The following is a 14,043-nucleotide window of genomic DNA, read 5'->3' on the forward strand; positions in this document are numbered from 1 at the left end:
TCTCCAGGCCCTCCTGGGCCCCGCCCGCGGCCTGGCCCTCTACGAAGCCCTGCATCAGTTCTGATATAAGAATATATTTTGTCTTTTCAAATTCTATTTTCCCTTTTGTGGTAATCTACTATGGGACGGAAAAGGGGAGAGATATGATAGGCACTTTTAGGCCATTTTGGAGGATAAAGTAACCTGAAATATAGAAGCAGTGGAAGGAGATAATTATGAGGCCACGTTTATATGAATCCATAGGATTCATTTTATTCATTCTGATCTTTTCCATATCACACATCCTGGCCCAGGAACTGAAAACCACCAAAATCTCAGAAGAAGACGCTATGTGGTGTATGGGCCAAGAGATTAAATATCAACAGCAGATGGCAGATTTTACAGAGAATTATAAGGAGGTGGCTTCTGCCATCTATGCCTTTCATTCTTCAAAACGAGAATATAATGAGTATGTTAGAGGGAGATGGCTGAATGATGCAAAATCCCAACGAATAGAAAAAGATCTTAATAATAAAAGAAATATTTGCCAAACATTAATAGAAAAATGGAATTCCAGATGGCAAAACGAATATATTCCCGCGGTAAGGGAATTCAATGCCCGCTGTACACGAATCGATCACTTTGAAGGTCTCTTAAATGCTGATTATGAACACTGGGGTTCAAATTCCCAAGATCTGACTTCACTTGCACCTATGGAGCAAGTCCTTTGCTTGATTGATCGGCGATGCATAATCCCATGGAACCAACTACAAGCAAGCCAAGTCAATGTTGTTGCACGCAGTATTGGTTGGGATACATGGGATTATGGAGGCTTTTTGGCTGATAAGAGCGGTTCAAGTTTTTCTGAAGCCCAAAATGCCGCTTTTTCCAAGTTGGCCTACATGGGAGTCGAACTTTGTAAAAAAAATTGTCCCATCGATCTAGGTGGGACGACATTCCGTTCATGTAGTGACTATTACCAGGGAGAATACCAACAGAATTGTACTAAAGGGGACTTGTCATGTCTTGAAAACTATGCAGAGAAGACACGAGCGTGCTGGGATAAGGCAAGTTTCCGATACACATGCGACGCATCCCTTCTTGTTGTGTACAATTATATGCCGTTCGGGTACATGGTCGATGTAAACCAGGTCCAACAAGTGAATTTCTGTGAATATGATGATGGTCTATATGATCGAAATTGGGATGAGCGTTGCGAAGTCTACTACAACGTTTGTTCTGACCCAGGGCCACACTGTCCGGAACTGTTGCCACCGTCTCTTCCAGAATGGGCAACTGACGGGCAGTAATAACTGTTTTTGAAGGTGTGAAAAAGCGTTATTAAATTGGAAAATTGAATTTATCCAACCTTTTTTTATTGTAGGGAATAATATGATTTAATTATCAAGTCATTCTTATATCTATTGACTATTAATTAATCTATGGTAATATATATTTGGAGTATTATGGAGGTTTTATGCTTTCTGCGTTCACACGAAAATCTTGCTTTTTCATAATATTCATTTTTTATTTATTCAATAATTTTTCAGTTACATTATTATCACAAGAATCACAAAATCAAAGACCTTGGTATAAAAATGTAAATACTAAGGATGAGAAGAGTTTACCTTCTTTTGATAATGAGCAGAAATTGGTAATACAAGAATACGAACAAAATAAAGCACTTCTTTTAGGAAAGCAAAATGAACTGAAATCCACCTCTGAACGATCTGAATCAAAATGTATATTTCAGTGTGAATTATTGAAAAATCGTGAAAAATGTGGTGAGTCATATAGGGGAATATCCTGCGATGTTGCATGCAAACGCGATTCAGTGAACAATTACTTTGCTTTTGGTAAAGCATGGTTAGAATGTCGACTTCAAGATGGTGAGAATCCTGCTGAAATAAACACTTTAAAGATGGATCTAATTAAGGAAAAATATATGGATATTGAGCATTTAAACGAATTGAAGAAGGAAGTTAAAGAAATGGAGAAAGGATTATCAATTAGTGAAATTCAATTACGGTCGCTCACGCCTGGATCTAATAAAAATCCATATCTTTCCCAAGATCAAACTTCAATGCATCGCGGAAACAAAGAGAAGATGGAGGCAATGGTAAAGCAGTTGAACGATACTACGGCTTCATCAAGCACCTCGAAATGGGATATTAAATATGACCCTCAGCAAGGTGATTATTACCTTATCAAGACACAATCCCCTGGACAGTCATCAACCGACCTTGCGGGGTCTCCATTATCAGTTAATGACATGAAGAACTCTTCAGCCAATAACGATAATACCAAGAGGGTAGATGCATCAGAGGATACTCAAAATGAGATATATAATGCCAAACATGATGATAAAACACCTAAGGCAGCTACAGAAAATACATTAAGAGATGATGAGGTAAATGAACAGTATTTAAGGTGGAAATTGGAACAGAGCAAATATATTGAGCTATGGGAATCAATGACTTCGGATGAAAAGAAACAGATCGAAATTTGGTTAATGAATGAAAGAAAGAATGGAACAATAGGGAGTATTGACCAGAAATGTACCCAGTGTAAAGGTTATCTGGGAAGACAAATAATGTCTAGCTATCATGCTGGCTCCTTGGCCAGTTTATTTTGTGTCTATGATGTATGGAGTACATGGAAATTAGGAGACTGTACGAAGTGCGAAAATCATTGCACAATAATAGATTGGAGGAAAATGTGCAGTGATGATATCTCAGTTCTTCGAAATAATGTGCAAGGTGATCAGTTCTACATTTGTGATAGTTTTTCTCAAGTTGGAAATTGAAATTTCCATCGCTACTCATAAGGAATTTCAATTCGCACTTATTCTAAAATCGTTTGACGAGGGAGCGGAAGCGGGAGAACTGCTTCGGGAAGGACGGCCACATCTCGGCGAACATTTTGCGCTGGTTCTGGGCTACCTGTTCGAGATGGCGGAGAAGTCGTCCGAGGTGAAGCGTGGCTTCGATTGCATTCTCGTCTCCCGAGCTCAGCCGCTCCGCAATCGATCGAATCCGGTTTCCCGCCACCCGGGCGTCCTGGTGGGCACCCAGGCAGTCCTGGTAGGCTACGAAGCGAGAGATGTGCTTCGAAAAAGACTTCGGATAGAAGGACGAAAAGAATTCACAGGTGTAGCGGAGTCCCTTAAAGTCGATCCGGAGGCGATGCAGTTCGTCCGGACTAAAGGAATCCGGTGTCCTGTCCAACCAGCGCCGTACCCGTTTTGATTTCTTAAGAATAAAGAGGGGAGCGGCATCGATCAGCGGCGCCGCTGCAAGGCCGCTCCTCCGGAAAAGAGAGGATTCGGGGCGAATGGATACAAGCTTTTTCAGGAGTGCGCGAAGGCGAGGAGAGGTCAGGGCGGTTTTCAGGGGAAGGATATGCCGATCCCGGTCACGCACGATTTCACGGAAAACAAGGTTCTGTGAATCTTCGGGAATATCGATGTCCTCCATCCAGCGGGATAGCTCCATGATTAGAACATCATCGTCCCGGACATCTCCCAGCAAAGAGGCGATCCAGCGCAGAGAATCCACCATTCGTGCCCTTTCCCGGGTAATCAGGATCCGTTGAAAGAGGCGAAGCGTGAACCTGAGTCTTCGCGTCGCCACCCGCATCTGGTGCAGGTATTCAGGATCGGATTGCTCCATGGTTCCGGGAAGGTTGGCTTCCATCAGCCAGCCCTGAGAGACCAGGATGGCCGATATTCCGGTGACAAGGCTATCTTGCGGGCCGGGCTGCAGGTGGGGAGGGATCTCCTTTCTTGTGAAGGGTCCGGTCTCCTGTTTTCCAGAAATCATAGGCGTTCAATCGTGATCGTTTTGGAGAAGACCTTCTTGAAGAGCTGTGATTTTTGCTTCAATCCCCATTGCTCCAGCAGAAGATCGCCGTCCCCGTGGAGCTGAAGCCTGATCTCTCCATGAGTTTCCTTCAGGAAGATGGATCGCACCGCGCGCTTGTGTTCCCGGTCCAGGGCATCGGCGACCCGTAATATCGCGGTAAGCTTCATCACGCGGTCTCGATCTGCCCGTGGAAGGGAGGCAAAGGGTTCATGGCCCTGTGAAGGCTCACTCTTCCGGTGGTATCGGGAAATCGTGGCAATCAGAACCATATCTTCCGATGTCAACCCCGGCAGTTCGGAATTCGCAATCAGGTAGTACGAATGCTTGTGGTGGCGCTTGAAGCTGATGAACTGTCCGATATCATGCAGCAGGGCGGCCGCCTCCAGGAAAAGCCGGTCTTTGGATCCCAGGCCATGGGTTTCCTGCATCTGATCGAAGAGAGAGAGGGCCAGGGTCATGACCTGTTCTGCGTGGGCTTCATCATAGAGATACTTTCGCCCCAGGTTTCGGGCTGCCATGAGGATGGGAGACTCGATTCTCTGTTCAAAGCCTCCGCGACCCGCCAGCTCGTCCCCGATATCAAGGATGACGCCTTCTCTGACTCCTACGAAAGGAACAATGATGGTCGAAGCACCCACGAGAGCGGCCAGCTTTTCATAGACGAGGGCGGCGGGAAGGATGACGTCGGCCCGGTCTTCCCGAAGGCCGAGCTGGTCCACCCGCTCCCGGTAGGAGAGACGGGAGAGCTTTTCAATCAGGGAACGGAGGTCGTCCACGGATACGGTCAGCAACCCTTCTTTTGAGGTTGAAGGGTTCACCATTCGTGCCACGGTTTCTATATTGCCCCCTGTGGCGATAAATCCCGCGAGCTCCTGATTCCGGACGATTTCCGGAATGTTCAGGGTCGACACGTATTCGGCAAGAAGACGGGAGAAGGAGCGGGCATCGTCGTTGGGATCTGCCAGAACTTCAAGGAGCCGGACGCTCCCCATGGTGTGAGATTCGCTCCAGTGAATTCCCGTTCCATCCATCACGGAGACTTCCACGCTCCCTCCTCCCAGGTCGGCGTGAAACCAGCGGGCTTGCCCGAGGGAGATCACGGACGCGATGGCAAGGTGGGCGAGACGTGCTTCTTCGGAGCCTGAAATGATATCGATGGACCAGCCCAGCTCCTCGTGGACCCGTTCACAGAATTCGGCTCCGTTGGTGCTTTCCCGCAGTGCACTGGTGGCGACAATCCGTAATCGGGTCAGGCCATGAAAGTGAGATCGCTCTTTGAAATCACCCAGGGCCTGCAAGGCCTGTCCCTGGGCCTGGTCCGTCAACCTTCCTGTGAGAAAGACACTGTGTCCCAGGCGCACCGGTGCCCGCTGGGTTTCGAGGGCTTCGAAGGTACCGGGCCGGGAAAGGGATGCGGCAATAAACCGAATGGCATTGGTCCCGATTTCCACACACCCGACCCTGGCCGGGAAGGGATTCCGGCCGCTCTCAATTTCCGTGCGGGAGTCCTTTATTTCTACATTCATCAGGTTTCAGGATCCTGGTATCTGTCTTCCCCCCATAATATACCCTTGTCACCATCCTGTAAAATTCCCGGACCTCTGCATGAAACAGAACAATCCCTGAGAGTTCTGGGGTACAATATGCCCATGAGGCGGCTGATGTTACTCCGGCATGCGAAATCGGACTGGGAGAACAATGATATTGGAGATATCGACCGGCCGCTGAAATTCCGTGGAATCTGCGATGCCTACAACCTGGGACGACGGCTTCTGGATCACGATCTCAAACCCGATGGAATCCTGTCAAGTTCGGCGGAGCGGGCGCTTCACACCGCGGTAATCGTTTCCCGTGCCATGGGGCTGTCCACACGGACCATATCCATTGAAAGTTCTCTCTACGAAGCTTCCCCGGGGCGGCTTCTCATGGAAATCGGGAAGGTTCCGGATACCGTTTCATCTCTGATGGTCGTGGGGCACAACCCCGAACTGGAATCGCTGTCAGGGAAGTTATCCAGAGGTGAAGTCTCGACGCTGCCGACGTGCGGCCTTGTTGTGGTGAATTTCGGTTCCATGACCTGGAACGAAGTCGAGGAGGGTGGAGAGGCGACTCTGGAGCTGTATGATTTTCCAAAGCTGGGCATGAAGAGCGTTTCGTCTTTCATAAAATCTTAATGGAACCATGTTCCAATCGGGGGGATGATTCAGCAGACCATGGCACATAAATTTCGAAGTCTGAACCGCGAAATCAGCTGGCTATCGTTTAACGCCCGGGTCCTACAGGAGGCGGAAGACCCTGCCGTACCCCTCCTGGACCGCATCCGCTTTCTGGGTATCTTCTCCAATAACCAGGATGAGTTTTTCCGGGTCCGTGTCGCCACCCTGCGAAGAATGGTCGTACTGGGGAAACAGGCACGGAGCCTTCTGGATGTAAAGCCGCAGAAAATCCTGGATAAAATCAACGGGATTGTTCTCGAACAGCAGAAGAAATTTGAGGCTATCTACGTCGGGATCCTGGAAGAATTGAACTCCCATGGTATTCATATCATTGATGAAACTCAGGTCACCCCGGACCAGGGGGAGTTCGTAACCGCCTATTTCAGGGAAAAGGTCCGGCCGGCTCTGGTCCCCATCATGCTCAGGCTGGCCCCGACATTTCCTGAGCTCAATGACCGTTCGATTTACTTTGCCATTAACCTGTCCCGGGCAAAGAAGGAAAAAGAGAAACCGGACTTTGCCCTGCTGGAACTTCCCACCGACACCGTATCAAGGTTTGTCGTCCTCCCGAAACAGGGGGGCGAAACCTACATCATGCTGTTGGACGATGTAATCCGATATTGTCTCAAAGAGATCTTTTCACTCTACAATTACGCCTCGATGGACGCCTACACGATCAAGGTGACCCGTGATGCTGAACTTGACCTTGACAACGATATTTCCAAAAGTATGCTCGAAAAGATCGACAAGAGCGTCAAGGATCGGCAGTGGGGGGAGCCGGTACGCTTTGTCTATGACGCCGATCTGCCCAAGCCTTTGATGAAATACGTCATGAAACGGCTGAACCTCGGAGACGACGATACGGTGATTCCCGGGGGCCGATACCACAACTTCAAAGATTTCATGGACTTTCCGAAGGTCAATATGCCGTCCCTTGAATATCGTCCCGCCGTTCCGGTGCCCCATCCCCGTCTGGAAGCCTCCCGGAGCATGGAAAGGGTGATCCGCGAAAGAGACGTTCTCCTTCACTATCCCTACCAGTCCTTCAATTACCTCATCGACCTTCTTCGGGAGGCCGCCATTGATCCGCGGGTGGAGTCCATCCACATCACGATGTACAGGGTGGCTTCAGATTCAAAGGTGATTAATGCGCTGATCAGTGCGGTTCGAAACGGGAAGCTGGTTACCGTCGTCGTGGAGCTCCGGGCCAGATTCGATGAAGAAGCCAATATTCTCTGGTCGAAGAAGCTTCAGGAGGAGGGTGTGCGGGTTATTTTCGGGGTTCCCGGGCTGAAGGTTCACGGGAAGCTATGCCTGATCACGTACCGGGAGGGAAAGAAGAAAGTATCCAGGGTTGCCGGTATCGGTACCGGGAATTTCCACGAAAAGACCGCGAAGATCTATGCGGACCACAGCCTCTTTACCGCCCATCCTGGTATTGCTGCCGAGGTGGAGGAGGTTTTCAACTTTCTGGAGACCAACTACCGGACAACACGGTACAAGCACCTCCTGGTTTCCCCGCTTTACATGAGGAAGACCCTCGACAAGCTGATGAAAAACGAGATGGATCAGGCGAAACGAGGTCTTCCCGCCTCGATTGATATCAAGATGAACAATATCGTCGACACCACGATCATTCGGCGGCTGTACGCGGCCAGCAAGGCCGGAGTGAAAATCCGGATTATTGTGCGCGGTAACTGCTCACTGGTTCCCGGGGTGGAAGGTCTGAGTGAGAACATCGAGGCGATCAGTATCATCGACCGATATCTCGAGCATAGCCGCTACCTGATCTTCCATAACGGGGGCAACCCGCTTTACTATATCTCCTCTGCGGACCTGATGACCCGAAACCTCGATTATCGGGTCGAAGTGGCGTGTCCTATCTACGATCTCCGCCTGCAGGCTGAGCTTCGAGCCATGTTTGAAATCCAGTGGCAGGACAACGTGAAGGCCAGGCTGATCGATGCAGATTTTACGAATGAGTACCGAAAGCTTCCCGAAGCGCGTAAAAAGGTTCGCTCCCAGGAAGCCTTTTACACCTATCTGAAGGAAACCCAGACCGACCGTTGAGTCAGGGGCAGGAAGAGATCATTGCCCGGCAGTGTCAGAGAACCTGATAACCGAGTATTCCGTCCATATACCACCGCAGGCGAAGAGAGTGTGGGACATTCGGGATGAACAGTCCTCGACTCTCTTCTCCTGGTGTGGTCCCGCTTCGATTATGCTTTACGGGCAGGTGAATACCGCCTGTTTTTGGTTCTGTTTTTTCGCTGAGAAAAAGTTCCCGCAGTTTCTTTGTTTGGAGTACTGCCGGAATACTTGCTGTTCTCTGTAATTCTGGCAGAGCTCTTATGTTCCAGAGAAGGCGCAGAAGCGGTTACCGTTTTCCTCATGCTTCGGCCATGGGAAGAATCTGCTGCCGCGCGTTCGTACCTGGATACGTCCGTATTGCGGGAATGGGTTCGCGGGGAAGGACGGCGGTTGGGTTCTGTTGAACCTTTGGTTCTGGCTTCCGCTTTGGCCCTGGCACGGGAACGCTCCTGGGACCTTCGGGTCCGTATCGCAGCAATCCGTTCCCCGATGGGGATTTCAAATTGCTCAGAAGGATTGCGGTTGTAGTCAAACCCTTCCAGCTTCCGGCTTGGAATCGCTTTCCCGAGATGCCTTTCAATAGCATGCAGATCGCTTCTTTCGCCGGGAGAGACGAATGTAAAGGCATTGCCGGAAAGTTCAGCCCTGGCCGTTCGTCCCACGCGGTGGATGTAGTCCTCGGGAAGATTGGGTACATCGAAATTCACCACGAGGCCGAGGGCCACTACGTCAATGCCGCGGGCGGCAATGTCGGTGGCGACGAGAACGCGGTATCTTCCGTCTTTGAATCCCTGAAGCGCGGCAGTTCGCTGATGCTGGGTGCGGTTGCCATGGATCCGTTCACACGGGATCCCATTCTTGCTCAGGAAATCAGCAAGGCGGTTGGCACGATGCTTGGTGCGGGTGAAGGCCAGAACGCTTCGGCTCTCTTCCTGCCTGAGCAGCTGCAGGAGTAGATCTTTCTTCAATTCATGGGGCACCGGGAAAACGGTGTGGCTTATTCCCTCCGCCGGAGCTGATTTCCGCTGGATATTGAGAGCCACGGGCTCTCGAAGCATTTCCTCTGCCAGCTGAATAATTGGCCGGGGCATTGTCGCGGAGAAAAGCATAGTCTGCTGTCGGGAGGGAAGAGCTGCAATGATTTTCTTTACATCGGGGAGGAAGCCCATGTCAAGCATCCTGTCCGCCTCATCCAGCACCAGGACTTCAAGATCCTTCAGCTGAGCGTAAGGATTCTGAAAGTGGTCCAGGAGACGACCCGGTGTTGCCGCGATCAGATCAACGCCTCGTTTGAACGCGAGCACCTGAGGTTCCATGCCCACTCCTCCGTACACCGCGGCAGCCTTCAGGGGAGTACCGGATGCCAGAGATTGAAAGTGGTCCACAATCTGAGCAGCAAGTTCCCGTGTCGGAGCCAGGACGAGTGCGCGAGTCTTTCCTCGAGGCCTGGAAAGAAGCGAATGAAGAATGGGAAGAAGAAATGCAGCCGTTTTTCCGCTGCCTGTGGCTGCTGCGGCCAGAACGTCATTTCCACGCATCAGTGGGGGGATCGCCATGTTCTGAATGGGGGTTGGAGTTGAGAATCCGAGCTTTTTCAGGGAACGGATAAGCGCTGGATTCAATTCATACATTGTAAAAGACATACTATTTCCTTAAAACGGACCTTTCATAAGGCCGAAGGTAGGTCCGGCTGCTATTGTGTAAGGGATAAACGATGGAATCGCCGGTGAGGCCGCCGTTTATAGGCATCAGGCAGAGAGTTATCCGTGCCCGGTTGTTGCCGCTTCTTGTCAGGGCCAGGTGGCCGTGAGAAACATAAGTATCTCATAAATAATAATGAAATACAACAGGCAGGTTTTCGAACGATTCCGGCGAGGCATCTTTCGCCACCGCGCTTCAATCCACGCCCCCGCGTGGGGGGCGACTTGGAAAGAAATCTCGCATCATGCGGACTGTATCGTGTTTCAATCCACGCCCCCGCGTGGGGGGCGACAGGAGCATGACTGCAGCCAGGAGACCGATAAAAAGTTTCAATCCACGCCCCCGCGTGGGGGGCGACGCAGTATCATCGGATACAAGGAGGTCTTTCTTTTTGTTTCAATCCACGCCCCCGCGTGGGGGGCGACGGACGTACAGCCGAACGTCGAAGCCGGGATTCTTGTTTCAATCCACGCCCCCGCGTGGGGGGCGACGTCCGCATTGTGGGAGTGAAAATGGCACATGGTTTGTTTCAATCCACGCCCCCGCGTGGGGGGCGACGCGGTAGAGTGTGCAGAATTGGCGGCTAAATACACGTTTCAATCCACGCCCCCGCGTGGGGGGCGACGTATTTCATGGAGATGTGCGAGGGTGAGCCATGTTTCAATCCACGCCCCCGCGTGGGGGGCGACGCATGAGGTGTTTTATATGCAACCTTCCTCCCATGGTTTCAATCCACGCCCCCGCGTGGGGGGCGACTCAGGTTGTGGAGGAGCCTTCACCGACTTGATCTGTTTCAATCCACGCCCCCGCGTGGGGGGCGACGGTACTTTCTCTTTGACTTGCTCTGCGATAGATGGTTTCAATCCACGCCCCCGCGTGGGGGGCGACAAGATGTGCTTCGGTTTCCGCGCAGTGATACCTGGTTTCAATCCACGCCCCCGCGTGGGGGGCGACTAGATCGGGATATCTCCTTCAAGCTCCATGATGGTTTCAATCCACGCCCCCGCGTGGGGGGCGACAGCATATTCAATATTCTAAACAAATACGTCTATTTTTCAAAATGGATTCGCGAACCCCTCTGCCGATCATCAATTGTCAAAGAGCGCGCTGAGTTTGACATCCATATATTACTTAAAGATAAGCACTTACAGTATTTGCGAACCTGCTTGCTTTTTAATGGGCACTTAAGGTTCGCATCATTACACGACTAATGGTCCCTCGGGATCATAAGAGGCCTTCGATCCTATATGTTCAAGACGTCTTCGCCAGTTTTTCCCCAGGAAATAAAAACGCAGGCTGTCATTCTCCATATCGATGATCCGGATCAGCTTGTCTCTCAGGATAGTCCATTGTCCAGGATCGACGAGACATTCAAAGACTGAATTTTGGACCCGCTGTCCAAAATCTTTACAGGCCTTTGCTACGTTTCTCAATCTCTTTGCCCCCGTTTCCGAAGTGCTGTTGATATCGTATACGACAACGACAAGCATCGTCTATCACCTCCAAAAAAATGGTGGATACCCTTCCAAATCACCACGGATGTGGCGTGCCAGCAGCATGCTCTGCACATAGGGTATATTTCCCAACTGTATCTTTTCCTGGATGAAGGGATGGTTGATCTCGTCCATCTTGCGCTTTTGGTATGCCATCAGGACAGTTTTCCTCGTTTCTTCGTCCATTATCACACCGCCGCTTTCCGTTTTCCTAAAGCCCTTTTTCTTAACCTGTTGCCTGTTAATGAGAGAAAGGACAAGTCGGTCTGCAAGTATGGGCCGCAGTTCCTCCATGATATCCAAAGCCAATCCGGGTCTTCCGGGCCTGTCGACGTGGAAAAAACCGACAGCCGGGTCCAATCCGGCGCTTTCCAGGGCGGATATGCAGTCGTGCAGTAAAATGGTATAGATGAAGGAAAGTAATGCATTCACGCTGTCCAGAGGAGGCCGTCGATTTCGTTCGTAGAAGGTGAAATCTTCCTTCTGTGTGGTTATCAAATAGTTGAAAACACTGAAATAAACCCTAGCCGCTTCACCCTCTTTGCCGCGTAACTGATCCACACCGTCGACGGATTCGACATGCCTTAAAATGCGAGCCATCATCTTTGATCTGGATAGTAGCTCTTCATTGCACGTCCCTGTCGGATGGTCCCGCCCCGCCCTTTCGAGGATTTTTCGTGTATTAAAGATCTTCGCCAACACTATGGCTCTGGCAATGGGTATCTTTTTCCCATCATCATCCGCCCAGCGGAATTGTTCTCTCCTGAGAAGCACATTGCCCGATACCGGGCCGGTCACGCGGGCCAGGAATTTTCCGTAGCTGCTTAAAAAGGAGACGGTTACATTTCTATCCGCGCAAAGATGCAGCAAGCCGGGGGAACACAGGATGTTGCCCAGACAAACGATACCTTCAAGCGTATGGATGGGAAGGCGTAACTTGATGTGGTTGTCCACCTTTACAAGTACTGTCTCTCCCTCTTTCGAGAGATAGGCTCCCTGTGAGGTCACGTAAAGCGTATTGAGCAGCTTTCTCAAAATCAATTCTCCTCAGTTTCAGTTAAAGCTCTCTTGATGTAATGACAAACGTTTTTCTTCGAACCGGTCACCTTCGGCATGCATTTATCAAAAAGTGAGCAAAAGGAACACTTCTTTGAGTAGGAGGGGAGAGGGGTTTGGCCGGAAGCAATCAACTCGTGATATCTTAATGCAATATCCTCGGTTTTCTCATGTAAACCTGACGTGAAGATTACTTCCTGTCTTCTCGCGGATTTTCCATAATAAATCGCGCCGCTCGGAATCTCCACGTGTAACATTTCTTCAAGACAGATGGTCTGGGCGCAAAGTTGGATTTCAAAACTCAATTCATGTTTCTTTTTGCCCCGTTTGTACTCGATGGGAAACGGCGCCCACCACCCATCCACATCACCCAAAACAGCACCCCTTTTCGTGTCGAGTTCATCGATTGGATCTTTTATTTTACGAAACTCTACAACGTCTAATTTTCCGGATAACCCCAACCGGAGAGACCGGCATGGTAACGAAAACGCAATACGAATTTCTCCCCGTGACTCATGCCCAACTTTGTGGACACGCTCATGGAAAATGCGCCCCTCCGCCGTCATCATGTTTTCCTCCCAAACCCCTTCCATATGAATAAGAGCGGCCCTTCGCGGGCAGAACGCCATATGCTGGATGCCCGATAATGGTAAAAGATCGGCTTCGCTAAACAACAAGATTAAACCATTTCGATCAATTTAACACCCTCGGGCATGCTCTCCTTTGAAACTACAACTTCATAATCAAAAAAGTCTCGGGGCACTTCGATACCATCTTTTTTGCTTGCCGAAATGCGTTCGAAAAGCCTGTGGGCTGGGGTATTCCCGAGTTTTGAGTCGTGTTTGAAAATGTAGAGACCCCTGCAAGCCATAAGACCGCGGGATGCAGAGCGGTCAAGGTCGAACATGTTTAAAAGAGCCTGCCAGAGAATTTCGAGATCCTCTTCGGTAAAGCCGGTCTTTTCAGCGAAGAAGGGATTGATAAATCCGTAAAACTGATAGAGGCCATAAGCGATGGTGTGCTTGTGGCCCATTGTTCCTGCCGGTCCTTTGGCATCCTGATCACTTTGTGTAGTATGGGACATCCGCGTGATCCCATGCATGGTTGCCATAATCCTGTCGAATGACCGGGCGAATGTGATTTGGACGGGTCCCCTTACCTGCCCACAGTTAAAATCGGTTGTGCTCATGACTGCGCCGAATGACCGGATGTCGAAGAAATTATTACACATCCAATCACGGGCGATATCACTGTCAAGAATTTTCTTATCTTTTCGTGTACCTTTGTCATCCAATTCCGATAGATTTTCATAGGGCATTTTCTGACGACTTTCAAGGGAATGTCCCTGGAGGACATAGATATCGTAACCTCTTTCCGGTTTTCCGTCTATGTTTTTTAAAGAGAACACATAATCCCGGATTTTCCTCTTCAGACACACGTCGGAGACGATGCCCTGGAAGGTCTCGGGATCGAAGCGGGGTGTGTTGTCCATGTCTGGATCACCGTTGGGATTCCCGTCTTTACAGTCGAATAGATAAACGAAATCATAACGGTTAGCGACAATGTTAGGTTTGCATTCTTGGTTCATTCTTATCTCCTTTCTTTATCAATGTTTCTTTATTAATGTGCGACTTTTAGCGTTCA

11 protein-coding genes and 1 CRISPR repeat array are annotated in these 14,043 nt (G+C 49.9%); of the genes, 4 read left to right on the forward strand and 7 right to left on the reverse strand.

The annotated features are described in order from the left end of the window. The first annotated feature begins 215 nt into the window (after positions 1 to 215). Both PLD04_13910 and PLD04_13915 read left to right on the forward strand, forming a co-directional pair. Positions 216 to 1,289 (forward strand): hypothetical protein, encoded by a 1,074-nt coding sequence (locus tag PLD04_13910; GenBank protein HXK69422.1) that lies wholly within the window; start codon positions 216 to 218, stop codon positions 1,287 to 1,289. 167 nt (positions 1,290 to 1,456) lie between these two features. Next, positions 1,457 to 2,785, forward strand: a complete 1,329-nt coding sequence (locus tag PLD04_13915) for a hypothetical protein (protein ID HXK69423.1) — start codon at positions 1,457 to 1,459, stop codon at positions 2,783 to 2,785. A gap of 43 nt (positions 2,786 to 2,828) precedes the next feature. Here the strand turns inward: PLD04_13915 and PLD04_13920 are convergent, their stop codons facing one another. Together PLD04_13920 and PLD04_13925 are read right to left on the reverse strand one after the other, a co-directional pair. Continuing rightward, positions 2,829 to 3,800 carry a CHAD domain-containing protein gene (locus PLD04_13920; protein ID HXK69424.1) on the reverse strand — a complete coding sequence of 324 codons (972 nt, stop codon included), beginning with the start codon at positions 3,798 to 3,800 and terminating at the stop codon, positions 2,829 to 2,831. Beyond that, positions 3,797 to 5,368 (reverse strand): Ppx/GppA phosphatase family protein, encoded by a 1,572-nt coding sequence (locus PLD04_13925; protein ID HXK69425.1) that lies wholly within the window; start codon positions 5,366 to 5,368, stop codon positions 3,797 to 3,799. Before PLD04_13925 ends, PLD04_13920 begins: the two co-directional genes overlap by 4 nt. 123 nt (positions 5,369 to 5,491) lie before the next feature. Here PLD04_13925 and PLD04_13930 point away from each other — a divergent pair, with 123 nt between their 5' ends. Both PLD04_13930 and ppk1 read left to right on the forward strand, forming a co-directional pair. Beyond that, positions 5,492 to 6,016 (forward strand): histidine phosphatase family protein, encoded by a 525-nt coding sequence (locus PLD04_13930; protein ID HXK69426.1) that lies wholly within the window; start codon positions 5,492 to 5,494, stop codon positions 6,014 to 6,016. Positions 6,017 to 6,055: 39 nt separating this feature from the next. Beyond that, on the forward strand, positions 6,056 to 8,128 hold the full coding sequence (ppk1, locus tag PLD04_13935; GenBank protein HXK69427.1) for a polyphosphate kinase 1: 2,073 nt from the start codon (positions 6,056 to 6,058) through the stop codon (positions 8,126 to 8,128). 149 nt (positions 8,129 to 8,277) lie between these two features. Here the strand turns inward: ppk1 and PLD04_13940 are convergent, their stop codons facing one another. The 5 genes from PLD04_13940 to cas7c form a co-directional block, all read right to left on the reverse strand. Next, a complete protein-coding gene (locus PLD04_13940) occupies positions 8,278 to 9,780 on the reverse strand; it encodes a DEAD/DEAH box helicase (GenBank protein ID HXK69428.1) in 1,503 nt (500 codons plus the stop codon). A gap of 262 nt (positions 9,781 to 10,042) precedes the next feature. Further along, positions 10,043 to 10,869: a CRISPR direct-repeat array (repeat unit 32 nt; unit sequence GTTTCAATCCACGCCCCCGCGTGGGGGGCGAC). Between the two features lie 180 nt (positions 10,870 to 11,049). Beyond that, positions 11,050 to 11,340, reverse strand: a complete 291-nt coding sequence (gene cas2 / locus PLD04_13945; protein ID HXK69429.1) for a CRISPR-associated endonuclease Cas2 — start codon at positions 11,338 to 11,340, stop codon at positions 11,050 to 11,052. Between the two features lie 6 nt (positions 11,341 to 11,346). Beyond that, the gene (gene cas1c, locus PLD04_13950) at positions 11,347 to 12,378 is read right to left on the reverse strand and encodes a type I-C CRISPR-associated endonuclease Cas1c (GenBank protein HXK69430.1); all 1,032 of its coding nucleotides are present in this window, start codon (positions 12,376 to 12,378) and stop codon (positions 11,347 to 11,349) included. 2 nt (positions 12,379 to 12,380) lie between these two features. Further along, positions 12,381 to 13,076 carry a CRISPR-associated protein Cas4 gene (gene cas4 / locus PLD04_13955; protein HXK69431.1) on the reverse strand — a complete coding sequence of 232 codons (696 nt, stop codon included), beginning with the start codon at positions 13,074 to 13,076 and terminating at the stop codon, positions 12,381 to 12,383. 2 nt (positions 13,077 to 13,078) lie between these two features. Next, complete coding sequence (gene cas7c / locus PLD04_13960; GenBank protein HXK69432.1) at positions 13,079 to 13,987, reverse strand: type I-C CRISPR-associated protein Cas7/Csd2; 909 nt, start codon at positions 13,985 to 13,987, stop codon at positions 13,079 to 13,081. Between the last annotated feature and the right edge of the window lie 56 nt (positions 13,988 to 14,043).

It is taken from the genome of Thermoanaerobaculia bacterium (genome assembly GCA_035593605.1).
Lineage (GTDB): Bacteria > Acidobacteriota > Thermoanaerobaculia > UBA2201 > DAOSWS01 > DAOSWS01.

What these genes read in the sequence shown, in the direction of transcription:
- PLD04_13930 (HXK69426.1), top strand. Translation starts at nt 5,492, where the DNA reads ATGAGGCGGCTGATGTTACTCCGGCATGCGAAATCGGACTGGGAGAAC.
- PLD04_13940 (HXK69428.1), bottom strand. Translation starts at nt 9,780, where the DNA reads ATGTATGAATTGAATCCAGCGCTTATCCGTTCCCTGAAAAAGCTCGGA.
- PLD04_13915 (HXK69423.1), top strand. Translation starts at nt 1,457, where the DNA reads ATGCTTTCTGCGTTCACACGAAAATCTTGCTTTTTCATAATATTCATT.
- PLD04_13910 (HXK69422.1), top strand. Translation starts at nt 216, where the DNA reads ATGAGGCCACGTTTATATGAATCCATAGGATTCATTTTATTCATTCTG.
- PLD04_13925 (HXK69425.1), bottom strand. Translation starts at nt 5,368, where the DNA reads ATGAATGTAGAAATAAAGGACTCCCGCACGGAAATTGAGAGCGGCCGG.
- PLD04_13920 (HXK69424.1), bottom strand. Translation starts at nt 3,800, where the DNA reads ATGATTTCTGGAAAACAGGAGACCGGACCCTTCACAAGAAAGGAGATC.
- cas7c (HXK69432.1), bottom strand. Translation starts at nt 13,987, where the DNA reads ATGAACCAAGAATGCAAACCTAACATTGTCGCTAACCGTTATGATTTC.
- ppk1 (HXK69427.1), top strand. Translation starts at nt 6,056, where the DNA reads ATGGCACATAAATTTCGAAGTCTGAACCGCGAAATCAGCTGGCTATCG.
- cas2 (HXK69429.1), bottom strand. Translation starts at nt 11,340, where the DNA reads ATGCTTGTCGTTGTCGTATACGATATCAACAGCACTTCGGAAACGGGG.